This window comes from Microbulbifer sp. ABF4_148, from assembly GCF_056158985.1.
The window spans coordinates 2,416,379-2,441,300 of sequence record NZ_JBSWUI010000001.1 but is presented as its reverse complement, the minus strand read 5'-3'; the positions used below and the strand labels follow the sequence as shown (position 1 = coordinate 2,441,300).

25 protein-coding genes are annotated in these 24,922 nt (G+C 57.6%); 10 read left to right on the top strand and 15 right to left on the bottom strand.

Features of this window, described 5'->3' with window-relative positions; translation table 11 throughout:
- Nucleotides 1-267 precede the first annotated feature (267 nt).
- Nucleotides 268-621 (top strand): ribosome hibernation-promoting factor, HPF/YfiA family, encoded by a 354-nt coding sequence (gene hpf, locus ACXAD0_RS10680; protein WP_475088388.1) that lies wholly within the window; start codon nt 268-270, stop codon nt 619-621.
- A gap of 80 nt (nt 622-701) precedes the next feature.
- Here the strand turns inward: hpf and gorA are convergent, their stop codons facing one another.
- Entirely contained in the window at nt 702-2,057 is a 1,356-nt protein-coding gene (gorA, locus tag ACXAD0_RS10675; RefSeq protein WP_475088387.1) for a glutathione-disulfide reductase, read from the bottom strand.
- Nucleotides 2,058-2,324: 267 nt separating this feature from the next.
- Between gorA and ACXAD0_RS10670 the strand changes: the two genes are divergently transcribed.
- Nucleotides 2,325-2,825, top strand: a complete 501-nt coding sequence (locus tag ACXAD0_RS10670) for a hypothetical protein (RefSeq protein ID WP_475088386.1) — start codon at nt 2,325-2,327, stop codon at nt 2,823-2,825.
- A gap of 129 nt (nt 2,826-2,954) precedes the next feature.
- Here the strand turns inward: ACXAD0_RS10670 and ACXAD0_RS10665 are convergent, their stop codons facing one another.
- From ACXAD0_RS10665 to ACXAD0_RS10645, 5 genes are all read right to left on the bottom strand, one after another.
- A complete protein-coding gene (locus ACXAD0_RS10665) occupies nt 2,955-3,497 on the bottom strand; it encodes a hypothetical protein (RefSeq protein ID WP_475088385.1) in 543 nt (180 codons plus the stop codon).
- Between the two features lie 6 nt (nt 3,498-3,503).
- Nucleotides 3,504-4,655 (bottom strand): TIGR01620 family protein, encoded by a 1,152-nt coding sequence (locus ACXAD0_RS10660; protein ID WP_475088384.1) that lies wholly within the window; start codon nt 4,653-4,655, stop codon nt 3,504-3,506.
- Entirely contained in the window at nt 4,655-6,100 is a 1,446-nt protein-coding gene (locus ACXAD0_RS10655) for a YcjX family protein (protein ID WP_475088383.1), read from the bottom strand. Before ACXAD0_RS10655 ends, ACXAD0_RS10660 begins: the two co-directional genes overlap by 1 nt.
- Before the next feature lie 176 nt (nt 6,101-6,276).
- The gene (locus tag ACXAD0_RS10650) at nt 6,277-7,086 is read right to left on the bottom strand and encodes a head GIN domain-containing protein (protein WP_475088382.1); all 810 of its coding nucleotides are present in this window, start codon (nt 7,084-7,086) and stop codon (nt 6,277-6,279) included.
- A 136-nt stretch (nt 7,087-7,222) separates the two neighbouring features.
- On the bottom strand, nt 7,223-7,759 hold the full coding sequence (locus ACXAD0_RS10645; protein ID WP_475088381.1) for an HIT family protein: 537 nt from the start codon (nt 7,757-7,759) through the stop codon (nt 7,223-7,225).
- Between the two features lie 318 nt (nt 7,760-8,077).
- Here ACXAD0_RS10645 and ACXAD0_RS10640 point away from each other — a divergent pair, with 318 nt between their 5' ends.
- The 3 genes from ACXAD0_RS10640 to tcdA all read left to right on the top strand — a co-directional run bounded on the left by ACXAD0_RS10640 (nt 8,078) and on the right by tcdA (nt 10,153).
- A complete protein-coding gene (locus ACXAD0_RS10640; protein ID WP_475088380.1) occupies nt 8,078-8,437 on the top strand; it encodes a hypothetical protein in 360 nt (119 codons plus the stop codon).
- A 154-nt stretch (nt 8,438-8,591) separates the two neighbouring features.
- On the top strand, nt 8,592-9,056 hold the full coding sequence (locus ACXAD0_RS10635; RefSeq protein ID WP_475088379.1) for an FKBP-type peptidyl-prolyl cis-trans isomerase: 465 nt from the start codon (nt 8,592-8,594) through the stop codon (nt 9,054-9,056).
- Between the two features lie 287 nt (nt 9,057-9,343).
- The gene (gene tcdA / locus ACXAD0_RS10630; protein ID WP_475088378.1) at nt 9,344-10,153 is read left to right on the top strand and encodes a tRNA cyclic N6-threonylcarbamoyladenosine(37) synthase TcdA; all 810 of its coding nucleotides are present in this window, start codon (nt 9,344-9,346) and stop codon (nt 10,151-10,153) included.
- Between the two features lie 29 nt (nt 10,154-10,182).
- On the opposite strand, the gene ACXAD0_RS10625 is transcribed toward tcdA, so the two are convergent.
- A complete protein-coding gene (locus tag ACXAD0_RS10625) occupies nt 10,183-11,874 on the bottom strand; it encodes an aminotransferase class V-fold PLP-dependent enzyme (RefSeq protein ID WP_475088377.1) in 1,692 nt (563 codons plus the stop codon).
- Nucleotides 11,871-12,653, bottom strand: coding sequence for a TatD family hydrolase (locus ACXAD0_RS10620; protein ID WP_475088376.1), 783 nt, complete (start codon nt 12,651-12,653; stop codon nt 11,871-11,873). The genes ACXAD0_RS10625 and ACXAD0_RS10620 overlap by 4 nt, the downstream gene beginning before the upstream one ends.
- Before the next feature lie 123 nt (nt 12,654-12,776).
- Here ACXAD0_RS10620 and ACXAD0_RS10615 point away from each other — a divergent pair, with 123 nt between their 5' ends.
- On the top strand, nt 12,777-13,364 hold the full coding sequence (locus tag ACXAD0_RS10615; protein ID WP_475088375.1) for a LysE family translocator: 588 nt from the start codon (nt 12,777-12,779) through the stop codon (nt 13,362-13,364).
- 6 nt (nt 13,365-13,370) lie between these two features.
- Here ACXAD0_RS10615 and ACXAD0_RS10610 read toward each other — a convergent pair whose 3' ends face one another.
- From ACXAD0_RS10610 to ACXAD0_RS10595, 4 genes are read right to left on the bottom strand one after another with little or no spacing between them, the layout of a single operon-like run.
- The gene (locus ACXAD0_RS10610; RefSeq protein ID WP_475088374.1) at nt 13,371-14,201 is read right to left on the bottom strand and encodes an SDR family NAD(P)-dependent oxidoreductase; all 831 of its coding nucleotides are present in this window, start codon (nt 14,199-14,201) and stop codon (nt 13,371-13,373) included.
- Nucleotides 14,198-15,151, bottom strand: coding sequence for an SDR family oxidoreductase (locus tag ACXAD0_RS10605; protein WP_475088373.1), 954 nt, complete (start codon nt 15,149-15,151; stop codon nt 14,198-14,200). The genes ACXAD0_RS10610 and ACXAD0_RS10605 overlap by 4 nt, the downstream gene beginning before the upstream one ends.
- Nucleotides 15,152-15,159: 8 nt before the next feature.
- Complete coding sequence (locus ACXAD0_RS10600) at nt 15,160-16,089, bottom strand: bile acid:sodium symporter family protein (protein WP_475088372.1); 930 nt, start codon at nt 16,087-16,089, stop codon at nt 15,160-15,162.
- A gap of 17 nt (nt 16,090-16,106) precedes the next feature.
- Nucleotides 16,107-17,447, bottom strand: coding sequence for a flavin-containing monooxygenase (locus ACXAD0_RS10595; protein ID WP_475088371.1), 1,341 nt, complete (start codon nt 17,445-17,447; stop codon nt 16,107-16,109).
- A 106-nt stretch (nt 17,448-17,553) separates the two neighbouring features.
- On the opposite strand from ACXAD0_RS10595, the gene ACXAD0_RS10590 reads away from it, so the two are divergent.
- A complete protein-coding gene (locus ACXAD0_RS10590; RefSeq protein WP_475088370.1) occupies nt 17,554-18,582 on the top strand; it encodes an AraC family transcriptional regulator in 1,029 nt (342 codons plus the stop codon).
- On the opposite strand, the gene ACXAD0_RS10585 is transcribed toward ACXAD0_RS10590, so the two are convergent.
- Together ACXAD0_RS10585 and ACXAD0_RS10580 are read right to left on the bottom strand one after the other, a co-directional pair.
- Entirely contained in the window at nt 18,567-19,412 is an 846-nt protein-coding gene (locus tag ACXAD0_RS10585; RefSeq protein ID WP_475088369.1) for a heme-dependent oxidative N-demethylase family protein, read from the bottom strand. The two genes, ACXAD0_RS10590 and ACXAD0_RS10585, sit on opposite strands and share 16 nt — an antisense overlap.
- Before the next feature lie 159 nt (nt 19,413-19,571).
- Nucleotides 19,572-20,069: a hypothetical protein gene (locus ACXAD0_RS10580; protein WP_475088368.1), complete on the bottom strand. Its 498-nt coding sequence runs from the start codon at nt 20,067-20,069 to the stop codon at nt 19,572-19,574.
- 192 nt (nt 20,070-20,261) lie between these two features.
- On the opposite strand from ACXAD0_RS10580, the gene ACXAD0_RS10575 reads away from it, so the two are divergent.
- The 3 genes from ACXAD0_RS10575 (at nt 20,262) to ACXAD0_RS10565 (ending at nt 24,345) form a co-directional block, all read left to right on the top strand.
- Nucleotides 20,262-20,822, top strand: coding sequence for a lipid-binding SYLF domain-containing protein (locus ACXAD0_RS10575; protein ID WP_475088367.1), 561 nt, complete (start codon nt 20,262-20,264; stop codon nt 20,820-20,822).
- A gap of 503 nt (nt 20,823-21,325) precedes the next feature.
- Nucleotides 21,326-22,447 carry a M14 family metallopeptidase gene (locus tag ACXAD0_RS10570; RefSeq protein ID WP_475088366.1) on the top strand — a complete coding sequence of 374 codons (1,122 nt, stop codon included), beginning with the start codon at nt 21,326-21,328 and terminating at the stop codon, nt 22,445-22,447.
- 152 nt (nt 22,448-22,599) lie between these two features.
- Nucleotides 22,600-24,345: a M28 family metallopeptidase gene (locus ACXAD0_RS10565; protein WP_475088365.1), complete on the top strand. Its 1,746-nt coding sequence runs from the start codon at nt 22,600-22,602 to the stop codon at nt 24,343-24,345.
- A gap of 78 nt (nt 24,346-24,423) precedes the next feature.
- On the opposite strand, the gene ACXAD0_RS10560 is transcribed toward ACXAD0_RS10565, so the two are convergent.
- On the bottom strand, nt 24,424-24,921 hold the full coding sequence (locus ACXAD0_RS10560; protein ID WP_475088364.1) for a phosphate-starvation-inducible PsiE family protein: 498 nt from the start codon (nt 24,919-24,921) through the stop codon (nt 24,424-24,426).
- Nucleotide 24,922: the final 1 nt, after the last annotated feature.

Here is a 24,922-nt window from a genome sequence, read left to right as displayed (position 1 = left end):
ATTTTTGTGACATTTTTTGAACAATTGCGCTTGATTTTTTTGACGGCGAGCGCATTATGGACATCAAGGAGATCGTTTTTAGATCCAGGCGGTAATCGGGGCCGGACGCAAAACATCTACAACTGCTCCGCAGACAACTTCACGTTGCGCTACCGATGCCTCTAGCCGCTGGTTCACACAGCGACTCCCTGAAGGGCGCCCTACCTCTTATTTAGCAAACCGCACCAAGCGGCCTGCAAGGCTTCTTATAACCGGAGGTAAGTGCCCATGAAATCTACGCCGAACGATAACATCGTGTTCCGTGACATCGACAAATCCCCGGCCCTCGTCGAGACGGTGTCAAAGAAACTGAATAAGCTGGAACGTTATTGTGGCGACATTATCCAGAGTCGAGTGGTTCTGGAAGCACCCCACCAACACAAGTCCAAGGGCAAGCACTTCCGCGCTTCCGTTGAACTGGCCGTTAGCGGCAATCCCGTAACGATTAGCAGCGAAAGCGAATCCATCCACCGCGCCGTCAACGGGGCTTTCGAATCAGCAGAACGCTGCCTGAAAGAAAGAAGCTCCCGACGTATCGCACAGCGGCACCAACCACTAGCACACGCACAAGTCGAAGTCTGACGCTGATACCTTAAACAACAAAGCGGAGCCGATTGGCTCCGCTTCTCGTTCATACATCACCATTGGCTGTGACGGCAGGCTTATTCGACCGGAGTCCGCATCGTGACAAACTCTTCTGCCGCTGTCGGGTGAATACCGATGGTTTTGTCGAATATGCTTTTCGTCGCGCCCGCTTTCATCGCAATCGCGATCCCCTGAATGATTTCACCGGCATCCGGGCCAACCATATGCGCTCCGATCACTCGATCGGAATTGGCATCCACCACCAACTTCATCAGTGTTCTCTCATCACGCCCGCTCACGGTGTGACGCATCGGGCGAAACTCTGACTTAAAAACGGTGACCGCAATACCTGAATCACGGGCCTCCTCTTCCGACAGGCCGACAGTGCCTATATTGGGCTGGCAAAATACTGCGGTAGGAATTGTGTTGTAGTCGATTTCTGCCGTTTGGCCGGTCTGGAAATGCTTCACCAGTGCCATGGCCTCGGCCAGTGCGACCGGCGTCAACTGCGGCTCTCCGGTCACATCGCCCAGCGCGTAGATCGAGGGCACGCTAGTGCGGAAATTATCGTCCACCGAAATGGTGCCGTCCCTGTGGGATACCACACCCAACTGCTCCAACCCCAGACCTGCCGTGTTTGGCCGGCGCCCTGTCGCGTACAGCACCGCATCCACTTCCAGGGTCCAGCCATCGGTCGCATGCACCAACAGGCTGCCGTCCGGTTGCTGTTCGATTTTGTCTACCGTGTGGTTAAAGTGCAGGTTCACACCTTTCTTGCCCATTTCATCCCGCACAAATGTACGAAGGTCCCGGTCGAACCCCCGCAGGAAGAGCTCGCGACGATACGAGAGATGGGACTCCGCACCGAGGCCTGCAAAAATGCCGGCGAATTCCACCGCGATATACCCCCCACCCACAACCAGTATGCGTTTGGGGAAGTTTTCCATTGAAAACACTTCATTGGAGGTCAACACATGCTCTTTGCCGGGAATATCCGGGACAAAGGGCCAGCCTCCGGTGGCGATAAGGATTCGCTCGGCGGTATATTCCCGCTCACCCACCTTTACGCTGTTGGGTCCCGCCACACTCGCCCGCCCATCGATCACATGCACGCCCGAATTATCCAGGAGGCGCTCATAGATACCATTGAGACGCTTGATCTCCTTGGCGTTGTTGTCCCTCAGCGTATCCCAGTCAAAGGTCGGCGCATCGGACTGCCATCCAAAGGCGGCAGAATCTTCGAAGCTTTCGGCATAGCTACTGGCATAAACAAAGAGCTTCTTGGGCACGCAGCCCACATTGACGCAGGTGCCTCCCATGTAACGATCTTCTGCGACCGCTACGCGCATGCCCTGAGACGCGGCCATCCGCGAGGCACGCACACCACCAGAGCCTGCACCAATAACAAACAGATCAAAATCAAACTCGGACAAAATACACTCCTGACAAAATCTGCGGCCCAAAAATAAAGGTGCCGATAAATAAGCCAAAACGATCAAATATCAAACAAACATCCCATGCCGTCGCGTTGCGCCGCTTTCATCTTTATGATTTTTTGTGCGCCAGGTTAAAAAAACGGACCTCTCCTGACTTTTATTAATTAATACACGTTGACATCAAATCACGGTTTGGATATTCATGTGATGACGTTCACAAAAATAAAGCCTGTCTGTACAAGAACAAACAATAGGCACTACATCATGGAAATTAAACAATCCCAGCTCCGCATCGCAGCCTGTTTTATGGCGCTGGCACTTTTCAGCGGTTTGGCATCGGCGAAGACACACCCCTCTTACCTGACGCCCAAGTATTGTACTGACCTGGTTGATCAGTTCGTGAGCTTTGATATGCGCAGCTTCGATAAATATGTCAATCAGGATTTTAACCCGCAGTATCCGGGCAGTATCCGTATCACGATCGACAATCTGAAGAAGCGCGCCTCCTGGCTCAGGGAGTGCGACGACTACCTGAAAGATACGGCGCAATCGCGCGTGTTCTTCAACGATCAGCTGACCACTGACATTCTCTCTGCCATGGATCTGCTCGCGAAGGAACTGCAGTTCGTTCGTGAAGGCGTGGAATACCCGGATGAAACGGGGGCCAACAACCCGGCTCCTTTCATCAAGGAGCGGTACGACACCCTGGCCAAGCTGGTGGACGAGCACCACACACGCAATCTGATGAAGAAGCAGTTCCGCTAAACACTGAAGGGGGAGTTCAGCTCCCCCTTACCCTCTCTCCTGCCTCGCCCCGGCCTCACTCCCTCTCCGCTCTGCAGACAGACTGACCGCCATCCATTTAAACGACCGCCTTATCAGTGTCGGAAGGCCCTATTCTTTACGCGGTTTCCCGTCCACCAGGGCAACGAGTGCGTCGATTTGCTCTGCCAGCACCGAGTCCACTGCTGGGGCAATTCGATCAAGCTGGTTATCCGGTGTGCCCCAAACCCGATATTCCCAGGTGAGCTGCGATCCGCTGTCAGTCTGCACGATTCTCCAATGCATCAGGCCGTCGACCGTCATGCCCTGTAAGGGACCCAGGCCGCCACGCAGTCGCACCTCCCGACCGGGGACCGCGTAAACCACACGCAGGTGTTCGGCAGAACCGTTACCCCACTGTTCACAGAAACACCCTCCTGCGCGCAGCTCAAAACTTAGATTTGATGCCGACCCTGAAAACGAGTGACTGTCATTCCACCAACGCGGCAGTTCGGCAAGCCCGGCGTAAAGTTCCGTATTCGAGCTGTCGACACTGCGCTCGAGTCTCACGGTGAACGCGCCCGGTTCACTCTGGACGACTTCCGCAGCAACCGGCAAAGGCAACGTGCAGAGGATGAGCGCAGCAAGCTTTTCTTTCAGTCGTGCAAGGGGCATTGCTTGTTACTCCTGGTTTTTACTTTTTTGATGCGCTTCGGCAGCCCTGATCGCGGCCTCATAAACCTTGCGCAGATCTCCCGCTGGCCCTACGGAGGCTTCACCGAGAAAACGCTCTTTCATGCTCGCCACAATCCTTCCACTCAGTGAAGCGAGACGAGGACGCCGCTTTTCCGAAAAGGGGATTGGGCGGCAACTGTGCATGGAAGCAATCCCGATTCTCGCCATAAACAAACTGGCACCCATACCCTGACCGAGACGCGCTGAGACACTGCTGAGCAAACTGTCACCGACCAGTTCGGGCCACAGTTCACTCACCGCATATTCACTCGCACCGCTATATGCCACCAGCCCCAAAACCCGCTTGAACAGGCGCCAGCGGATGACCATCGATGGTCGCACCCCGTATATTTGCGCAACATCATCGATCATCCTCAACGACTGTCGCAGAGCAACAATGACATCTATCGTCGCGAAGGGACTCAGCCCCACGAGCGCCCCGGTGGTGGTTGCATGCCGGACGATTCGCCGTTTCGCCTCTTCGTCGAGCGCATCGAGAAAGGTCACTTCCAGATGCTTCAGCAACTCGCTACTGTCGTAGTAGTCCGGGGTTTCATCCAAAACCCGGGTCAGCAGCACACCCTGTGGCTTACCGGAGAAGTGCGCATCCAACCTGCCGCGCAGTTCCCGCGCGCTGTCAGTACTGCGGTGCGCGCGCATCTCAGCAGCCAGCGTCTGCGTCTGCTGCAGCTTTCGCAATGGCCGCCCCGCGCGAAAGTATTCCCATACTGCAGAAAGAATAATGCCAAACAAGGCCACGACTAATAGACCGACTAAAGCCCCGACCGTCCAGTGACGCTCGAGCGCCCAGGTCACCAGCTGGTAGAGTTCCCATCCGACCGCGGACGCAGCCAATACCCCCATCGCAATCAGCGCCGGCTTCCAGAATTTCAGCCGAAAAAAGGGCAACCTTAACTCGCTGAATGAAATTCGGTCAGGCAACGCCTCTCCCACAGTAATTGAGCGCGGTAGCTCCTGATCGTCACCATTAAGCGATTCGACCCTGGTCTCATCACGCTCTGCCTGCTGCTCCTCTGCCTCTACCAAAGACTCAATACGGGTTTGGCGACGTCCGGAATTTTCACGATCTTTGGTCATCAGATCTTGTCTCCCAACAGCAGGTTCAGTAACGCATCGACGCGAATATGGGGAATTCGCCCTTCGCTCTCCATACCGGTGGGCGGCCGGAGTTGGGGTGGAGCGGCACCATCATAGTGTTGCCACTCGCTGCCCTCCTCCGGCAACCTGGAAAATATCTCTGCATTCTCGAAACCGAGATAACGGCCATCTTCAGCATGCCCCACCAGCATCCGGCGTCCGTCCCGCGTACTCTCGCGCGAGCAGCGCACCGCGGCAATCGCCTCACAAAAAAGTGGAAGTCCGCGGTGTCGCGCGGAACTGAAGGCTTTTTGCAGTTGCTGCCCCAACAACTGACGCAATGCATCATGGTCCGCCGCCAGTACCTGATCGACTTTCGTCGCAGCGAACACCAGTCGATCGACCCGGGGACGCCAGAGTTTGCGCAACAGGCCTGTGGAACCGTACTTAAAGGTGTCGGCGATATGCCCGAACGCCGCGCGCATGTCATCCAGCGCCTCTTCTCCCGCAAACAGGGTACCGATCATGTCGACCAACACCAGCTGTCGATCGACATGGCGGAAATGCGTCTCCACAAATGGGGTCACACACTCGTCAACGTAGTCACGATATTTGTGCGCGAAAAACTGATAGTTTGAATTGTCCGGCAGGCTCTCCAGCTCCTGCGTACTACGGCCACGGAGGTCCAGCAACGGCATGACCAGATACGGTGTCTCATCAAGAAGCGCGCGTCCCGGCTGGAGGTAACTCAGACGCTTCTGGATACGGCAATCAATCAGGAACTGCCGATAGTCTTCCCAGAGTGTATGCAGTTGATCAGGGTCCGCCGGACTTTCAGGTGAGAGCGCCGCCAGGCGACGAATCACATCGGGTGCAAGCCCGCTGCGCGCTTCTCCATCCAGCAGCTCCGCTTGCTGGCGGCACCAGGACGGGTAGTCCATCCGCAGCAAGGGCAAATCCATCAACCATTCGCCGGGATAGTCCCGCAGCTCAAGTACGACGGTTCTCTCACGCTCCCTGCCGAAGCGTCGCTTGCGCAGGTGCAAATGCAGCTCCAGTGCGGAAACGTCTGTAGTGCTGTCGGGCCAGCGAGGCGGACTGTCGAAGAGCGCGGACAGGCCGCTGGCGTAATCAAAGGCGGGTAGACCGGAATCAACCGCAGGTTTCAGTTCTGCGCGCAACAGGTCCCCATTCAGCGCTGGGGCGAAGCCTGGTAACTGGGCACTGTGAGGGTGGCTGAGCTGATAGATCAAGCTAGTCAACAGGGTGGACTTGCCGGCACCACTCAATCCGGTGACGCCCAGACATATTCTGCGATCAAGTAACCGTTCTGCTGCCCACTGCGAGCGATCCGCCGCCTCCCCGCCGAGCTCCCGCAAACGATTCCGCAGCCGGCGAAGCCGGGTCCCTTTCCCGCTGCTTCCTGCCCCAGAGTGATCTTCCATTGAAAACTTCCGTATCAACCATCGAAATTAGCGTGCACCGGATGCCGCCGGGTTTTGACTGCCTGCGAGAGAAACCCCGACGCCAAAACCAGAAACGCGCAGCAAAGCTGCGCGTTCAACGTTACCAAATCTGAACCCCGACGAATAATGAAATCTCGCGGTGTCCAATCTCGTAATCAGTCCAGGAAGGCGATATCCCCGGATCCCATTACATTGAAGGAATCCCCATTGGTGGGTCGCAGCAATACGACGTCGCCGGAGCCCATTACCGACCCCTCTGCGCGGTCTGAGCGCAGTGCGCGACCGACAAAATCACCAGAGCCCATGACGCTGACATTCAGGGTGCCAATGCGGCCGCCAATCACCATGTCACCTGATCCCATGATTGCCGCGCGCAGGGACTCTCCCGCCAGGCTCTCGTACTTGAGATCACCAGAACCACGAATCGACGCAGAGGTATTGACCGACAGCACCGTGCCGAGTTCAAGGTCCCCTGAGCCGACAATAGCCGCATCCAGAGATTGCGCAGCCACCTTCTTGATAAACAGGCCGCCGGAGCCCTGCACCCGCAATTCCAGCGACTCACTTTCGATGAGCTCCGCACGCGCATCTCCTGAGCCCGTCACGCTCAGCGCTTCCAGTTTGGGCAGAGTCACACGGAAATCGACCGACTGATTGTCACTCACCGTCACCATCCCCATGAATCGACGCTTGCGATCCTCTACGGACAGTTCCAGTGTGCCGCCATTCACCTCCGCGACGACTTTGGCCAACACCTCGGGATCTCCGGTGGCGACCACCTCAAAAGTATCGCCCTGGATAATCTCCAGCTCGGAGCTTCCGCGCAATTCGATACGGTCAAAGCCATTGAGGGGGTACTCTCGGCTTTCTTCCTGAGCACTCACCAGCGCCGGGACGGCGATCAGGGCCAGTGCAAACAATGGTGACAACAACTTTGTCGGGTTGATCATGATTTCCTCTCTCATGTTGACCCCAGGGGGTCGATTGGGACTGGATCGAGTAATTTCTGCTCGTCTGGTCCTGAGACGCAGTGAACCGCAGACTCGGATGCACCAGTGTCCAATTTTTTCTACCGAAGACGCTTGCCGGGGCGCCCCTGCCTCAACCGCAGTGCGCTTCAGAAAAGCCCATATCCGACAGTGCCGCACGAATTTTAGCAGCTTCTGCCGCCAAATCATCAGAATCTGCATTCTTTTGTAACGAAAAGTCGAGATCTTGCAGCTCATCGATTGGCAGCAGATGCAGGTGGGTATGGGGCACCTCGAGGCCAGCAATCATCACCCCCACCCGCTCCGGTGAATACACGGCCTTCAGACCCTTGGCGACTTTCTGCGCGACTGCGAAAAGATGTGCGCCAAGCGCCTCGGGCACATCATCCCAATGATCGATCTCCTCCACCGGAATGACCAGGCAGTGGCCTGGCTTTACCGGGCTGATGGTCATAATGGCCGCCGCACGGTCGTCGCGCCATACGAAGTGCCCGGGCAGGTTACCCTGCAGAATCTGGGTAAAAATACTCGCCATGTTATGTTCCCTTGCTCCACCATCCGATTCATCGATACCCGCATCGCCATTGCCCAACACGACTCGGGCCAATTGCAGGTAATGAACCAATATGGCTCGAGAGTCTATACGCAATCTCGACACCACGCAGCCGCTTTCCCTGACCTGATTCGGGAGACATCCATCTCCCCTCCCCTCCGCAAGACGTCGCCTGCTCCCTCATTGCGCCGCGCAGATCTACCGCGAGCCGGACAAGTGAAGAAGCGGATGACAATCTCCCCCAGCTCCATTGGCAGGCTCCACACCTTCGCTTAAGGTTCGTTCCCGTAGCCAACCGACACCCCAGGGGAACGCGCTCAGCAAGAGTGTCAGGGAAGTCATAATTGGCCTAATCAGTACAAAAAAGCACCGCAAAACAGATAGATAGCCATCACGTCTTTTAGGGGGAAAATCATGAGCGATCTGCTCCGGCAGGTCGGTGGCCGCAAGGTGATCGACCAGACCGTTTACGAATTTTACCAGGCAGTGGGCCGTCACCTGAGTGACGCGGACAGCCGCGATCACGACAAGCAGGCCACCCGCCAGTCCCAGTTTCTCAACAACGCCCTCTCCGATGAGCCCGAGCCGCTGCGTTGCAGTCGCGCCAGCTTCCTGGCCCACGGGCTCAACCGCCCAATGTTCGAGGCACTGCTCGAATTCGTCGAAGCCCGCCTTGTCGAACTGGGCTTCTCCGGGGACCTGGGCAGCCGCCTCGTTGCCAGGGCAAAAGCACTTTACGGCCATTGCGAACAACCCCTACCGCTGGTCGGATGACGCAATTCCCCTCGTAGACTCCGCCCGGGACCGTCGCTCGGGCGGTTGCAGCCCTCACTGAGCCCACCTACAATGACCGCGCATTTTGCATCACCCATTTGGGCTCAGGTGCCGCAAGGCGCAACCCATCCAATTACTTCCCCAGAGAGCATTCATGAATATTGCCAACAACTCCGTTGTGGAGATCCACTACACCCTGAAAGACGCTGAGGGTACGGTTATCGACTCTTCCGCTGACGGCGAACCACTCAAATACCTTCAGGGCGTCGGCAATATCATCCCGGGCCTTGAGAAAGAGATGCTGGGCAAAACTGTTGGCGACAAGTTCACTGCCGTGATTCCGCCGGAAGAGGCCTACGGCCTGCCCAACCCCGAGCTCATCCAGACTCTTCCAAGCAATGCTTTCGGCGGTGTTGAAAAACTGGAAGTCGGCATGGCATTCCATGCGCAAAGCACAGACGGCCAGCCCATCGAAGTAGAGATCATTGAGATTGACGGTGACAACGTCACCATCAATGGCAACCACCCCCTGGCCGGTGTCGAACTGCATTTCGACATTGAAGTGGTTTCCATTCGCGAGGCAACGCCCGAGGAAATCGACCACGGCCACGTACACTAAGCGTGGCCCGAGGGGCGGCCATTGCCGCCCCGCATCCCTCCGCCCAAAAGGCAAAGTGTATCGTCGGCATCCCCCTCAGCCGCCAACATCACACCGTCACCCAGCACTGATCGCGCCGGCTTTCATTTCGCTGGCTAAGAGAACCATCGATCTGTGAATCGCTGGTCGATGCCACGGGCTACACCCCGGTTTAAAGTGAGTTATTATCCCGCGCCTCTGGCGACAGCATCATCCAACGCCGCCCAACTCCACTGCACAGTTCCAGGAACCAGGTAACTCGAAACCCCATGAACCTCAGCGACCAGTATCTCCAGCGCTTCGGCGGAATTGCACGACTCTACGGCGATGACAGCCTGCCGATCCTGGCCGACGCTCATTGTGTGGTCATTGGAATTGGCGGCGTGGGGAGCTGGACCGCCGAGGCACTCGCACGCAGTGGTGTGGGGAGACTGACCCTGGTTGATCTTGACGATATCTGCATTACCAACACCAATCGGCAGTGCCATACACAGCAGAGCACCATTGGCCAGCAGAAGATCGAGGTCATGGCGGAGCGCCTGCGCGCGATCAACCCGGAGATCCAGGTTCATCTCGAGGAAGACTTTATCGCGGCGGACAATTTTGCAGAAGTGATTGACCCCGGTCGCCAACCGATTGACGTAGTGGTGGATGCCATCGACAACGCCCGCGTAAAGGCCGCGCTTATTGCGTATTGCAAAGCACGCAAACTGAGACTGGTTACCGTGGGTTCCGCGGGAGGCAAACAGGATCCAAGCCGCATTGAATGTACCGATCTCGGGCGAACCACAAACGACCCGATGCTCGCCAAAGTGCGCCAACATTTGTATCGGTTCCACAACTTCCAGAAGTCACGCAAGCGCCAGTTTGGAGTGGACGCCATCTACTCTGCGGAGCCGATGGTGTATCCGCAACCGGATGGCCAGGTGTGCCAACAGAAAACAGCCATGCAAGACGGGGTTAAGCTGGATTGTAGTGGTGGATTTGGCGCTGCAACCATGGTCACTGGCACTTTTGGATTTCTCGCAGCGAGCCAGACGATCAAGCGACTACTGGCGAAAGCCCGTCAACCGCACTGAATCAAACCGGCAACGTCCGGCTTCAAGGTCTAGTCGCCAACCGGGCATCCGGACAGTGCTCGAACACGTCGCACCAGCGCGTAAAACCCATTACTCCGGGATACGCTCAGGTGGGCGTCAAGACCCAGATCAGAGAAGATCTTTTTTAAGTCCAGCGCGTCGATCTCTTGCGTGCTGCGCCCGTTGACCAGAATCAGCAGCAAAGCCCCGAGGCCTTTGACCACCCGACTGTCACTGTCCAGGACAAATCGATTCAACGAACCTTCGCGGCGGTGCAACAACCAGGCGGCAGACTCGCATCCATGCACCAGGTTTTCTGCGATGCGAATTTGTAGTTTCGGCTGAATGTGTTTTCCCCAGCGCATCAGCTCCCGATAGCGATCCTGCCAGTTTCGCTGCGCCGCCAGCTGCTCCAGACGCAATGCGTCAAGCGTGTCGCTGCGCCACACCCCCTCCAGGGATTGGACCTCCGCATCAACCGCGGTATGCGGTATCCCCGCGATCACTCGCTCCTCTGCCCCGTATTCCTCCAGCGCCTGGAGAAATTGATCGATATCCTGCTCAGTGTTGTACGCGCAAACCGAAGCCCGCAAGGTAGCGCCGGCACCGCTCTCCTGCATTAGTGGCTGCGCACAGTGATGGCCGGTCCGCACCGCGATCTCCCTGCCATCCAGCCACTGCGCCAGGTCCGCAACGCTGCCTTCGCGCGGCGCCAGGGCGGCGATCCCCAGATTGTGTCGAGTTTGGCTATAAAGCGCCCATCCGCGCATCGATGCCACACCCGCGTGCAGACGCGATAGTAATTGTTGTTCGTGCCGCTGTATTCCCGCACGATCTTGTTCATCGAGAAATTTGAATAATGCACGTAAGCCTGCGAGCCCCGCCAGCGATGACGTACCCGCTTCGAATCGATGGGGCAGCCCGGCGAAAGTGCTTTCCTGCAATCCGACCTGCTGAATCATTTCGCCCCCACCTTGCCATGGCGCCATCCGCTCCAGCAGCTGCTCGCGGCCATATAACAACCCCACGCCCGTCGGCCCGTAAAACTTATGCGCGGAACACACCAGGAAATCGCAGCCCATCGCCTGCACATCAACCACTTCGTGGGCGGCCAACTGCGCCCCATCGACAATCCAGCGCAGGTTGAGACCCTGCAGCTGATCGCGAATCATGTCGAAATCCGGTCTGACACCCAGGGCATTCGAGCCACCACTCAGCGACACAATGCGCGTCCGCGCGCCAAGTACCTCGTGCAACCGGTCAAATTCTGGCACGCCCGCGGTATGCGGGACAAAACGCAGGTTCAGGCCCTTGCGCCGCGCCAGCATTTGCCAGGGCACCAGGTTCGCGTGGTGCTCAATCGTCGAAACAACGATCTCGTCCCCGCGCTCCAACTCTTCCCCAAGACTGTTCGCCAGAAGGTTCAGGCCTTCGGTCGCACCGCGGCAGAAAATAACCTCCCGCGGCGATGTGGCATTCAGAAAAGTGGCAGCGGCTTGGCGAGTTTCCTCGACCATCGCGGTTGCCGCCCGGGCAAGGCGATGACTCGAGCGATGGGTATTCGCGTTCTGGTGACCATAAAAGTACGAAATGGCATCGATGACCGCTCGGGGCTTCTGCGTAGTAGCGGCATTGTCCAGATACACGAGATCGCGATTCTCCGGGGCAGAAAACAAAGGAAACTGATTACGGAACTTTGCGGCAGAAAATGTGTGTGTCATAACCCGAACAGCCTCACCGCATTTGCCGATGTCTGCATCCCAATATCTTCAAGGGTCACGCCCCGTATCGCAGCCAGTGATCGCGCGATTTCCGGCAAATATTCCGGGCTGTTGCGGGCCCCCTGACGACCGCACAACGGCATATCCGGTGCATCAGTTTCCAACAGCAGTGCCTCGGCAGGCACCGCCGCTACTGCCGCACGGGTCTTTGCAGCACGGGGATAGGTGATCGTCCCCCCTACTCCGAGACAGAATCCCAGCTCCCAGTACGCGGCTGCAAGCTCGGGGCTGCCACTGAACCCATGGATCACACCGGCTTTCGGACGCACCTGCTTGAGCAGACGCAGCACCTCATTGTGGGCCTTGCGCACGTGAATGATGACCGGCACCCTCAGATCCAACGCAACCTCCAGCTGCAACCGGAACACACGTTCCTGCTGATCAAAGGGGATATCGATCATCTTATCGAGGCCGCACTCCCCGACGGCAACGCAGCGCTCGGAGCGCAAATGCTCAGCGAGGGATCGTTTCAGCAGCGCGGCGCTCTCCGAACCCTCTTCACCTAACATCCCTTCCAGCCACCACGGGTGTACCCCAACGGCATACCACCAACCGGCAGTTTCCTCGGCCAGTGTTCGAAGGTTCGCCCATTGCGCCGGACTCACACCGGGAATCACAAGCCCATCAATTCCCTGCGCGCGACATCGCTGCCAGACAGCGGCGCGATCCTCATCAAAGGCTGCAAAATCGAAATGGCAATGACTGTCAATCAGGGGCACGATAAGAGGCACAGAGTGGCAATTTGGGGTATTTTAACACGCCTGCAGCCCACCCAAGGGAGACGCTCGTGATAACCACCGTTCTCCCCAACCAGTAACACCTGCGTACTCAGAGAGATTTTTGTGCTCGAGGTTTTGATACCCATTATCCTGTTCGTGTTCTCGACCAGCATTACACCAGGCCCCAATAACATCATGATCATGTCTTCCGGGCTGAATTATGGTGTCTCCCGCTCGTTACCACACTTTTTAGGCATCTGTATCGGGTTTCCCGCGATGATTGTGGCCATTGGACTGGGGTTGGGCTCCGCCTTCATCCAATGGCCGTGGCTACATGAGATGATTCGCTGGGCCGGGATTGCATACCTGCTTTATCTGGCCTGGATAATCGGTAATACCCGCTCCATTGACGCTGCGGAAGATGGCAAGCCGCTGTCATTCCTGCAGGCGGCGGCTTTCCAGTGGGTTAATCCGAAAGGCTGGATCATGGCGGTGGGTGCGCTGGCCGCATTTACCAGCCCTGGCGGACAGGTGTGGGTTGAGACCGCGCGGATCGCATTCGCGTTCATAGCGATCGGCGGCCCCTGTGTTGCGGCATGGCTGTTGTTTGGCGCTGGGCTCAAGCAGTTCCTGCAGAACCCCCAGCACCTGCGCCGCTTTAATATCGCGATGGGCGTATTGCTGGCCGCCAGTGTCGTAACGATGATCTGATCTGCACTAGCTCGCGGTCCGGCCGGCTTCCAGCTCCACCCGAAACCGGTTCACCATCAGCCGCAAAAACAGCCTGGGGAACAACCGATACAGGTAAGCCGAAAAGTGGGTCAAATCCCGCGGGAAGAGTCGTTCGCGACCGCGCTCGTAACCATCGACAATCCAGGCCGCCGCCTGCTGGGCACTGCGAACTGCACCGATCGTACTCTGCGGATGACTGGCTCGACCGCCATCACCGGAGAGCGCGTTGCGCTCGATATTAGTGGCAACAAAACTCGGATAGACCATCTGCACCCGGATGCCGTAATCGCGCACCTCCTCGCGAAATGTCTCGAAGTACTGATGTAGCGCACTCTTGGAGGCACAGTATCCCGCACGCCCCAGGACCGGCATCCAGCCAGCCATCGAACTGATATTTAACACACATCCGCGCGCCGCGCGCAGCGGCTCCAGCAGCCCCTGCGCCAACTCCACCGGCGCATGGTAGTTGACTGCCATCACCCGCCGGATCACCGCATTGTGCGTTTTCTCTGCCAGACTGCGATGCGTAATGCCGGCATTGTTGATCAACAAATCCACTTGCGAGTAACGAGAACGCAGTGTCTTGGCGAGCTCGGCGACGCTCTCTTCACATGACAGGTCCGCAACGAAGACCTGCACCGACGCGCCGGCCTGCTCGAGCAGCGCCGCACTTTCCGCCAACGCACCCTGATCGATGTCGATCAGCGCCAATTCTGCTGGGGATCGCCTGGCCAGCTCCAGCGCGATCTCCCGACCCAAACCACCGCCCGCGCCCGTGATGACACAAACCCTGCGATCCATCTCCTGCTGCATCATGCCGCTCCACCCGTCGCCGGCATGGCCAGCTCAACACCCAGCGCTTCGCTGGCAAAGTAATCGAAGGCTTCCGCCGAAGTCTTTTCCGGAATAAATCCCAATTCCTCTTTCAACCGTTTGTTGCTCAGTACGGGGCGGTATTGCAGGAACATCACCTGCTGAGGCTGCTTGTCCGTCAGGCGCAACAAGTAACCGACTCCGAGCAGCAGCTTCACCAGCCAAACCGGTGGCGTGCGAACTGGCTTGCCCAGGCGCTCCGCGATCTCAGCCGGCGTCAGCGCGCCGTCCCCGGCGAGGTTGTAGATGCCTTCAGCGCTGCGCTCTACCCCGTACTCAATCGCGCGGACCACATCCCGATCCCAGATAAACACGAAGGGGGAATTGTGCCTGCCCGGATCAAGGATCGCATGCCCAGAGAACAGCTCGCCGATTCGGCTGCCACGGGCACTGCCAATGATGGAACAGGGACGGTAGATCAGCTGCTTCAGCTGGGGATGACTTTCGCGGTACGCCGCCAGCATCTCTTCGACCAGCCGCTTGTTGTCGGAATAGCCGAACTCCGGATTACCCCGTAACGGATCCGCCTCTGACAACCACTCGGGGTTATCCGCATGGTATCCGTAAGCCGCGCCGCTGCTGGTAACGGTCAAATGCTCGACACCCGCGGCGATGCACGCCTTCAGAACGTTCTCGGTTCCCTCTACGTCGATGCGGTACTCCAACGCCCGATTTCTTCCGGCAGCCATGACAGATGCCAGGTGCACCACATGGGTCACAGACTCAGCGCGCATCAGCTCCCCCAGAGCGGGGTCGCCAATATCCATTTTCAAAATAGGAAAGGTGGCGTGTCGCGGATTAATATCCACTCCGACGACCGGCGCGCGTTTAGCCAGCTGCTCGCCAAGCAGATAGCCGACATAACCGGATGCGCCGGTGATCAAAACTTTCATTGCCTTACTCATGCTTCTGTTGTCTCTATCAGGACATTCCTGCTTGCCTGTTTAATCGGCCGACTGCGACCCCAATACAATGCCAACCCGAGCCCGGCGACCAGATGCCAAACACCCCAGAGCCCCGCGATAACCAGCATCTCCGCCGCCGACGGATAGAAGGTCAACAGAATGGCCAGCGCCAGGCCGGAGTTCTGGATCCCCACTTCCATCGTCACTGCACGTCGGTCATCTGTAGGCAGCTGCATCAATCGGCCGCTGACATGACCAACCGTAAAGGCCAGCGCGTTGTGGGCGATCACCACCAACATTGCCAATCCGGCGACCTGAACAAACGTTTGCCAGTGTTTGGAAAATGACACCGCGACAAACAGTAGAAAAACCAGCAGGGATCCCTGTCGGAAAAACGGTTCACTGCGGCGCGCAAATGTCGGCAACTTTGCACCGACCAGCATCCCCAGCAGCATTGGCAATCCCAGCACCAGCAACACCAGCAGGATCAGATTACCGGCAGGTATCTCAATGGAGTGCAACAGCTCCCGAGTTGCGGGATTCAGGCTGCCAAAGAAGGCGAAATTCACCGGGGTCAGCAATACAGCCGCGAGGCTCGAGACAGCGGTCATGCTGACCGATGTCGCCACATTCGCCCGCGCCAGCCACGTCATGATGTTGGAAAAACTGCCGCCGGGGCAGCAGGACACCAAAATCATGCCGAGCTCGATGGCCGGATCCAGCGATAGCAGACTCGTCGCCAGGCAGGTCAGGCCAGGCAACAGCGCAAATTGCGCAATGACCCCGGTGAGCGGCGCCAGTGGCCGCCTCGCCACCGCGACAAAATTTGATGGCCGCAACCCCAGCGACACACCGAACATCATCAACGCCAGTACCCCGTTGAGCAGCAACAGCATTACCGGCGAGACCTGAAAATTCAGCGCCATATCGGCAGCCGTTTCCACTATGCGGCACCGTGGACGACGTTTGGCACGTCGTCCCCGTCGATGGACAACCCTGCCTGCAGCACCTTGCGATCACTCGCCAGAGCATTGAGGTAGGTTTCCTTGTGGACATAGTAGGCCATGCGCTCAAGCTCCAGATACTGCATACCACCATCGGCACGCCACTGGCTGCGGGCGCGTTTCAGTGCGCGGTATTGATCCGCTGCCGGTGCACCATCCGCGAGCTGACGGAGATACATGGCTACCAGCTCGGCCTGCTTGTTGCGCCCTTCCCAGCCAAGACCCGCAGCTTCCACCATACCCATCAGGAAGAGATTGTCGCGCTCGGGATGGAACACATTCAGATACAGGCGCGGCGCCATGCCCTGCCAGTTCAGGTGCTGGCGATCAATAAACGGATAATCAAGCTTGTACCCCGTCGCCAGCATAATCATGTCGTAATCCGCCGTACACCCGTCGGTGAACGTAACCGTCTGACCATCAATAGCCTGGATATCAGCTTGCGGCTGGATATCTCCGTGACTGATATGGTGCAGGATCAGGGAGTTGATGACCGGGTGGGACTCAAACATTTTGTAATCAGGATCCGGCAAGCCGTACTGACTCGGTCGACCGAGAATAAACCGGCTCAGCGCGCCACTGATGCGCTGTTGGATCGATTTCGGCAGCGGAATCTTGCCGCCGAGGGTATCGGTAGGTTTGCCGCCAATCATTTTCGGCAGGAAGTAATAGCCACGACGCACACTGATATCGACACTGCGCGCACGATGCACCGCATCTACCGCAATATCGGCACCACTGTTGCCACAACCCACCAGTAACACCCGCTTGCCATCGAACATGGCGGCATCGCGGTATTCACAGGAGTGGAATACCTCGCCAGAAAACTCGCCCGGCAGCGCGGGGCGATTGGGGTGATGCAGGGTGCCGTTGGCAATCAGCACACCCGCAAACTGGCGCGTTTGCGTTTCGCCATTGCTGCGGGTAGTGACCTGCCAGCCTTCCTCAAAAGGCTCACAATGCACCACTTCTGTGCTGAATTCATACGCGTCATAGAGGCCAAATTTCTCCGCATAGGCACGGAAATAGCCCCGCAGGTCGCGATGACTGGGAAAGTCTGCCACGTCATCCCCCATTGGGAATTCGTGGAACTCGGTCATTTTCTTGGACGAGATCAGATGTGCAGATTCATACATGGTGCTGGTGGGGCTGTCGATATCCCACAAGCCACCAACATCATTGTGAATCTCAAAACCGATGCAAGGAATGCCAAATTTTTGTAAATTGCGCACGGTACACAGCCCCATGGGCCCCGCACCTATCACAGCGTATGGAAGCACAACGCTCTCCTTCCTGATTATTCTCGCTGGTCACACAATATACAGTGACAATCGGTTTCCGCTTCGTCATAATCGGGCGGTCGCTGGTAAATTTCGGACATCAAACGTGTTAGCAAACGATCATCGCAGTGTTACCCTCAGCTACACACTCGCTCTCACCAACGCCCTGGACCTTCTCGGGCTGGAACTTCCCGGACAGGCAAAACGCATTCTGTCCGAAGTAAACGATTTTGACCGGGTCCCCCTGGACGTTCAGGAAGAGATCTGGAAAGCACTGGCTGACGCCCATCAGGACCCTCTACTTGGCGTTAAATTGGGCCAGGCCATTCGCAGCGGACAACTCGGTCTCGCCGGTTATCTATTCATGACCCAGGGGACTCTGGGGGCCGCTGTCGAACAGTTGCTGGTTTACCATCCACTCGTTGGCGAAGGCGGTCAGTTTGAGCTGCGGCAGGGCGGCCAATATGTCGACGTGTGCTACCTGCCCAACTATATCGGCTGTACCCAATTACGCGTCGAAACAGTGCTGTCCACCTGCATTAGCCAGATTCGCGCCATGACCGGGCCGGACTTCCGCCCGCAAAGCGTCCAGCTGGCATTCCCGGCACCCTCCCTGGCGGTTCAGCAGGAATACCAACGCCTGCTGGAGACCCCGGTACAGTTCAATGCGCCTGTCTCTGCCATTCGACTGCGCCCCCAGGATATGCACACACCACTGGTCGCCGCAGACCGTCAGGTTATGGCCCAGCTGAAGCCCGAAGCGGACGCGCTGCTGCAGAGTCTGAATCAGAAGAGCCTGCACTTGCGGGTGACCCACTTGCTGCAGCAGGAGCCCCAGCTCAGCCGGGAGCAGGTCGCCAGTCGCCTGTGCATCAGCGCCCGCCATCTGGGGCGTAAACTGATGGAGGAAAACATCAGCTTTCGTGAGATTCAGGATCAGGTGCGCAGCCACTATGCCTGCCAGTGGCTGAGCCAGAAGACCAGGAACAATGCCGAGATTGCCGCGGCACTGGGATACTGCGACGAGAGCGCCTTTGGCAAGGCTTTCCGCCGCTGGCTGGGCATGTCACCCAAGGCCTATCGCAAACAGCAGCTGGCGCATCAACAGGCGCCCGTCTATCAAGAGTCTGCCTGAGCCTCTCGCAAAAAGTCGCTCAGGCGTGGCAACAGCGGCGCCAGCGACTTGTAGGCAGATTCATCGGGAGACATAGCGCTCACTGCTGTCGTCAGGGCGTCGATAGCACCCGGCACTGCCCGCAAATCTTTCATAGGATTCATCATCACACGGATCGTGAACACCACAGCCCCACTCTCCGGCAAGCGACGCAACGACTGCCGCTCCACCCGCAAATACAGATCACCACTGCCCTGATCACCGGCCAAGCCGCCACGCTGCAGCAACGCGGGGGAATCAACCACCGACCAGTTGCTGCGCCAGACAGGAAACTCTGGCTTGAGGTGATCAAAGAAGCGCGCCATCTGCGCACCAATTTTCTGCTCAAGCCCCGGTACGGGTGCATGGATGGCAGATAATGGCCGGCCGATCTTCTCTTCCAGCCTCCAGTAGCTCGGTGCCGCCAGAGAGGCGGCCACCAGCCGGTAGCCGTCCGGCGACGGCATAAGCAGGCACAGATCGTCTGGGACCCACAGTGAGGCCTGCCATAACGGCTCGTCTCCCATTGGCAAGGGGAGGCTCAAACTCCCGCTTTCGCCACGCCACCGGAGCGCAGTGGGTGAGGTCGAATACTGCACGCGATGGCGGGTACGTATATGCCAGGAGAGTTCGGTAAACAGTTCGCGCTGCGCAGGTTCAGACTCCGGCAGAGCCGCATAAACACGTGCACCCAAGCGCCGCCGCGCCCGCAGCTTGTTGCTCAGATAATGATGGAGATGGGTCGCCGGCAGAATCCAATCCGACGGGGAGAGCGCCGACAGCCCCATATGCACAACATCCGCTGTAGCCATAAAGGGCAACACAGATGGCACTGTGCTATCGGTCAGGTTCTGGGAACAGGGAAAACGCCGCATTTTGGCAATTTGCGCTGGATATCGACATCGTCAGGACACGGTTGCCACGCCACTGGACAGCGCCAGGAGTGGCAACAGCATCCCAACCATCCGCCCTTAGCGGCTGGCCAGCCCGCGCTCAGTAGCGGAACGCAGCGCCGCCAGATTCTCGACCCAGATAATTTCCTGCGCCGCGACCTCGGTTCCCGCCAGGTCAGAAAGTGCCGCCGTGACCTGCTCCAGGTCTTCAGCGCCAGGTGCGAGCACATCCATCGGCACAACCTGCCAAACCTGCCCGTACTCATCCACCCCGGTTTCAACCTTTTCCTGATCAACCGCGCTCAGGTGGCGATCAATTGCCGAGCTGCCACCAGGTGGCAGGTAAATGGTGCCGTTGGTGATATCAACCGCAAAGGCAACAACGCCCGGGAGTACACCAAACAGCAGGCCAGCGCCGTCAAGCAACAGGACCACCGGATCTAGACGGCCGCCAGACTGCCCCTTGCGCTCAGGGTAAAGGAGGTAACCGCAGGCTGTGAGGTTAACCATCATTGCCAGCAGGCAACTGGCAGCGGTAATGCGCTTGAGGGCGTGTCGCTTGGTATTGACTCGCATAGGAAAATCTCGCGTTATTAGAAAAACCAGGGCGCCTAGCCTACCCGATCCACCGGCACCGAGGAAGTGGCGTGAAAAGCCTTTATTGAGGCGTGGTTCTCAATCCGCACGCCACCCATTTAGCAAGAAATATCCCATTTTGCTTTAATGGCGGTAGTTTTTACCGCCTATCAATCCAACGAGTATAAAAAGATGATGCGAACCACGTTTTTCCTCAGCCTGCTGGGCATGTTACTGATCAGTGGCTGTGCGGCTCCCGGGCAGACGCGCTCCGACCAACGCCAGCATATCGACAGTACCGAGCGCGCGGTACTCAACGAACTATTTGCGCTCAAACCGGATCTGCGCACCGACATTGGCAATGCGCCGGGATACGCCGTATTCAGTAACGTCAATGTCAACCTGCTCTTCGCCAGTGCCTCTACCGGTTACGGTGTCGCCATCGACAATCGCAATCGCCAGCGCACCTATATGAAAATGGGAGAACTGGGCGTCGGGCTTGGTCTCGGTGTTAAAGACTTCCGCGCGCTGTTCGTGTTCGACTCCCCTGAAGTCATGCGCCGCTTTATTGATCAGGGCTGGTCGTTTGGCGGCCACGCCGATGCCGCTGCGAAAGCACAGGAAAAGGGGGCGGCTTACGCGGCAGAGGTGGTCGCCGACGGTATGCGGGTATACCAGCTGACCGAGAGCGGAATCGCGTTGCAGGCTACTCTCAAAGGCACCAAGTTCTGGAAAGACCGCGAGCTGAATTAAATCGGTGCCAGAATCCTGAAACAGAAGATACCTGATCAAAATTCCGCCAACTTTGCGAACTAGTACCACTTAGCGCGGTCCGCGTGCCTAAACTTTAATCAGCACGTTGATGCGGGATGTAAAGGAGCAGTACACAATTTTCGGTAGTACGAGGTCACGTACTAGTGGACTTTCTGGGTAGCGTGCGGTCGCCCAGATTCCCCGGGAATTTCAGGGAGCAGTAGTCGTATCAGGTGCAGCCATGGATGGCAGGGGCGCGGTAACAGCAGTACCGCGCCCTTTTTATTTGTGCCATCACAAAGGCCTGCGACAGGGGTCCGGAAATCCGTTGACGCACCGCTGCCCTCTTCTACACTGCCTCAAGCACTACCACACAGAACGTCCGGGCGGAGCAATCGTTCATCTGCCTACCCTCCCCCTGCTACACTAGGCTCCGCTCCATCTACCGACCCGGTAAAGGGGTGGCAAAGCACCATTCAAATATCTGTTTACGGATACTTTATATGCACATCAGCAGCGCTTTTGACAGCGGCAACATCGAAATCGTCAACGCCGACACCCGCCCGGTTGAACTCGCCATTCGCCGCGACAACAATTCTGATTTCTACCAATGGTTCCACTTCCGCCTCGAGGGGGCTATTGGTGAAACGTATCCGCTGCGCCTTACCAACGCTGGTAAAGCTGCCTACCCCGAAGGCTGGGAAAATTATCGGGTGTGTGCGTCCTACGACCGCGAGAACTGGTTCCGTATCGACGCCAACTACGACGGCAAGGTACTGGACTTTGACGTCTCACTGGAACAGCCCGCCATCTACCTGGCCTATTTCGCGCCTTACTCCTGGGAACGCCACCTGGACCTGATCGCCTGGGCGCAAGGCAACGATCTGGTTTCGGTGGAAACCCTGGGACAGACGCTGGACGGCCGCGACATGACGCTGCTCACGGTGGGTCACCCGTCCCGGGCAAAACGCAAGGTCTGGGTGATCGCGCGCCAGCATCCCGGTGAAACCATGGCGGAATGGTTTATGGAGGGGTTCCTGGAGACCTTGCTGGATGAAAGCCACCCTGGCGCCCGCGCACTCCTGGCAAATACCGTGTTCTATATCGTGCCCAACATGAACCCGGACGGCAGCGTACGAGGCCACTTGCGCACCAACGCGGTGGGCGCCAACCTGAACCGGGAGTGGCAGGAGCCCTCCATGCAACGCAGCCCGGAAGTCTACCTGGTACGGGAGCGTATGCTGGCGACCGGCGGCGACATCTTCCTCGATATTCATGGCGATGAAGCCCTGCCCTTCAACTTCGTGGCTGCCTGCGAGGGCGTACCGAACTATGACGAGCGCCACGCGGCTCTCGAGGAAACCTTCAAACAGGCATTCGTTGCCGCCAGCCCCGACTTCCAGACCGAGAAAGGCTACGATCTGGACAAGCCCGGACAGGCAAATATGACCGTCGGCACAAACTGGTGTGGCAACCAGTTCCGCACACTCGCCCTGACACTCGAAATGCCATTCAAGGACAATGACAACCTGCCGGATGCGCTGGAAGGCTGGTCACCCGCGCGATCCAAGCAGCTCGCACGGGATATCTTTGCACCGATCCGCGCCTCCCTGGCAACTCTCTGAGCCACCTCTCACCACCGGCTCCTCGCCTGTCACCCAACTTATCGCGGTGACAGGCTGCCCTCCCAAACCAATTTCTGCCCGGTAGCACTCGGCGCGCCAGTGTTTTTTTGTTAGCTTTGCCTGCGAGAAAAATAGTGTCACAGGAAATCATCATGCGACTGAACCCACTTTTCCAGCGCCTGCTGCTATCCGCAGTGGTTGCCGGCAGCCTGAGCGGCTGCGGCGAGCGCACCGTCTCGGTCGACTCCGCGGATACCAGCGCGGCCGAAACCAGTAGCTCCGAGAGCTCCACCGCCACAGCGGCAGAATCCCCTCAGGTGTCAGAGATGGCAGCAGACCTGCACAAGCACGTCGCCATTCTGGCCAGTGACGAGTTTGAGGGGCGCGCTCCGGCAACCAACGGCGAAGAGCTGACCGTCAACTATTTGGCGGACCAGTTCAAGGCGATCGGTCTCGAACCAGGCGCTGTCGATAAAAACGGCCAGCCGAGCTGGTTCCAGAATGTGCCGGTGGTCGAGATGCAAATCGAAACCACCCCACTGCGCATTCAGGGCGAGAACTTCGAAAAGTCACTAGCCCCGCTGACCGACATGGTCGCCTTTACCCAGCGCCAGACTGAAACCAGCGCGCTCGACGGCAGCGAACTGGTATTTGTTGGGTATGGCATCGTCGCACCAGAAAATGACTGGAATGATTACGAAGGCCTGGATATAGCCGGCAAGACTGCCGTCATCCTGGTCAATGATCCCGGCTATGCCACACAGGACAAAGCGCTGTTCAATGGCAACGCCATGACGTATTACGGCCGCTGGAGTTACAAGTTTGAAGAAGCCGCCCGCCAGGGCGCTTCCGGCGCAATCATCATTCACGAGACCGGCGCTGCCGGCTATCCGTGGGAAGTAGTCAGCGGCAGCTGGTCCGGCGCCCAGATCAGCCTGGCTTCTGAGAACAAGAACGCCGATCGAATTGACGTCGAGGCCTGGATGACCACAGACGCGGCCCGCGAAATCTTCAATGCGGCAGGCCTCGATCTCGACAAGGAAATGGAAACCGCCAAGACCCGCAACTTCAAGCCCAAGGCCCTGGGTCTGAGCGCGTCGGCTTCCCTGAAGAATACGGTACGCACCTCTGACTCCCGTAACGTGGTAGCGCGTCTGCCGGGCAGTACCTATCCAGACGAAGCGGTGATCTACACAGCGCACTGGGACCACCTTGGTGTTAACCACCACGCCGAAGGCGGCGACCAGGTTTTCAACGGTGCAGTAGACAATGCCACCGGTACCGCCGGCCTGCTGGCAATTGCTCGCCAGGCGGTCAAGCTGCCCCAGCCAGAGCGATCACTGGTCTTCGTAGCGGTCACCGCGGAGGAATCCGGTCTTCTGGGCTCCAAGTACTACGCGGCAAACCCGGTAGTGCCACTGGAAAAAACCGTTGCCGGCCTGAATTTTGATGCGATGGGCGTATTGGGGCCGATGCGTGATGTCGTCGTTGTGGGCTACGGCAACAGTGAGCTTGAGGATTTACTGAAGGCGAAAGCCAGCGAGCAGGACCGTTATGTGATCCCCGAGGGGCACCCTGAGCGCGGTTACTTCTATCGCTCGGATCATTTCAGCCTCGCCAAGAAAGGTGTTCCCATGCTGTACTTCGATTCCGGCACCGACAGCTTTGAACACGGTAAAGAGTGGGCAGAGAAAAAAGCCAACGAATACGTTGCGAACGCCTACCACAAGCCCGCCGATGAGTACGACAACAACTGGGACCTGCGCGGCGCCGCCATGGACCTGCAACTTGGCTTGCAGATTGCCATGGATCTGGCCAATGGCAGAGACTGGCCCAACTGGTATGAAGGCAACGAATTCCGAGCGATTCGCGACGCGTCTTCTGAAAGCAGACAGTAAGTCACGCTTTCTCAGCAACAAAAAACCCGGCGATGCCGGGTCTTTTGTTATCTGGAAAACAGATACTTACCACATCGTCTAATGACGCCCGCCGTCCTCGCTTTGGTGGCGCATGCCTTTTTTGAACAACAACCAATATGTGATACCCAACGCAAGCACCACGACACCAATCGCATAAACGTATTCAGGCTCGGTCACCGACAAGTCCAGAACAATCACTTTACGCGCGATGGCCATTAAGGCCGTCGCGACAACAAGCTGTACCGGCAAGACCTGAGACCCCAGATACAGGCGAATATTGATGAATATCTCAACGCCAATCAAAACCACCATGAAAGCACCGAACATATCGAACAGGTCGTCGTCATCCAGAAGATACAACGGTACTTCCTTAAGGTTTTCATACAGAACATAGACAACATTAATCACGCTCCAGAAGATAACCAGCACCATCAAGATCGCGAGAATACGCACTGACATGCGGATCAATTGATGCAGCACCCGGATGAGGGGGTCCTGGTGCTCTTTTGGCAGGTCGTCATAGGTGACGAGACTGGGATTGGGTTTCTCTTCCATG

What these genes read in the sequence shown, in the direction of transcription:
- hpf (WP_475088388.1), top strand. Translation starts at nt 268, where the DNA reads ATGAAATCTACGCCGAACGATAACATCGTGTTCCGTGACATCGACAAA.
- ACXAD0_RS10670 (WP_475088386.1), top strand. Translation starts at nt 2,325, where the DNA reads ATGGAAATTAAACAATCCCAGCTCCGCATCGCAGCCTGTTTTATGGCG.
- ACXAD0_RS10665 (WP_475088385.1), bottom strand. Translation starts at nt 3,497, where the DNA reads ATGCCCCTTGCACGACTGAAAGAAAAGCTTGCTGCGCTCATCCTCTGC.
- ACXAD0_RS10660 (WP_475088384.1), bottom strand. Translation starts at nt 4,655, where the DNA reads ATGACCAAAGATCGTGAAAATTCCGGACGTCGCCAAACCCGTATTGAG.
- ACXAD0_RS10655 (WP_475088383.1), bottom strand. Translation starts at nt 6,100, where the DNA reads ATGGAAGATCACTCTGGGGCAGGAAGCAGCGGGAAAGGGACCCGGCTT.
- ACXAD0_RS10650 (WP_475088382.1), bottom strand. Translation starts at nt 7,086, where the DNA reads ATGAGAGAGGAAATCATGATCAACCCGACAAAGTTGTTGTCACCATTG.
- ACXAD0_RS10640 (WP_475088380.1), top strand. Translation starts at nt 8,078, where the DNA reads ATGAGCGATCTGCTCCGGCAGGTCGGTGGCCGCAAGGTGATCGACCAG.
- ACXAD0_RS10635 (WP_475088379.1), top strand. Translation starts at nt 8,592, where the DNA reads ATGAATATTGCCAACAACTCCGTTGTGGAGATCCACTACACCCTGAAA.
- tcdA (WP_475088378.1), top strand. Translation starts at nt 9,344, where the DNA reads ATGAACCTCAGCGACCAGTATCTCCAGCGCTTCGGCGGAATTGCACGA.
- ACXAD0_RS10625 (WP_475088377.1), bottom strand. Translation starts at nt 11,874, where the DNA reads ATGACACACACATTTTCTGCCGCAAAGTTCCGTAATCAGTTTCCTTTG.
- ACXAD0_RS10610 (WP_475088374.1), bottom strand. Translation starts at nt 14,201, where the DNA reads ATGATGCAGCAGGAGATGGATCGCAGGGTTTGTGTCATCACGGGCGCG.
- ACXAD0_RS10605 (WP_475088373.1), bottom strand. Translation starts at nt 15,151, where the DNA reads ATGAAAGTTTTGATCACCGGCGCATCCGGTTATGTCGGCTATCTGCTT.
- ACXAD0_RS10600 (WP_475088372.1), bottom strand. Translation starts at nt 16,089, where the DNA reads ATGGCGCTGAATTTTCAGGTCTCGCCGGTAATGCTGTTGCTGCTCAAC.
- ACXAD0_RS10585 (WP_475088369.1), bottom strand. Translation starts at nt 19,412, where the DNA reads ATGGCTACAGCGGATGTTGTGCATATGGGGCTGTCGGCGCTCTCCCCG.
- ACXAD0_RS10580 (WP_475088368.1), bottom strand. Translation starts at nt 20,069, where the DNA reads ATGCGAGTCAATACCAAGCGACACGCCCTCAAGCGCATTACCGCTGCC.
- ACXAD0_RS10575 (WP_475088367.1), top strand. Translation starts at nt 20,262, where the DNA reads ATGATGCGAACCACGTTTTTCCTCAGCCTGCTGGGCATGTTACTGATC.
- ACXAD0_RS10570 (WP_475088366.1), top strand. Translation starts at nt 21,326, where the DNA reads ATGCACATCAGCAGCGCTTTTGACAGCGGCAACATCGAAATCGTCAAC.
- ACXAD0_RS10565 (WP_475088365.1), top strand. Translation starts at nt 22,600, where the DNA reads ATGCGACTGAACCCACTTTTCCAGCGCCTGCTGCTATCCGCAGTGGTT.
- ACXAD0_RS10560 (WP_475088364.1), bottom strand. Translation starts at nt 24,921, where the DNA reads ATGGAAGAGAAACCCAATCCCAGTCTCGTCACCTATGACGACCTGCCA.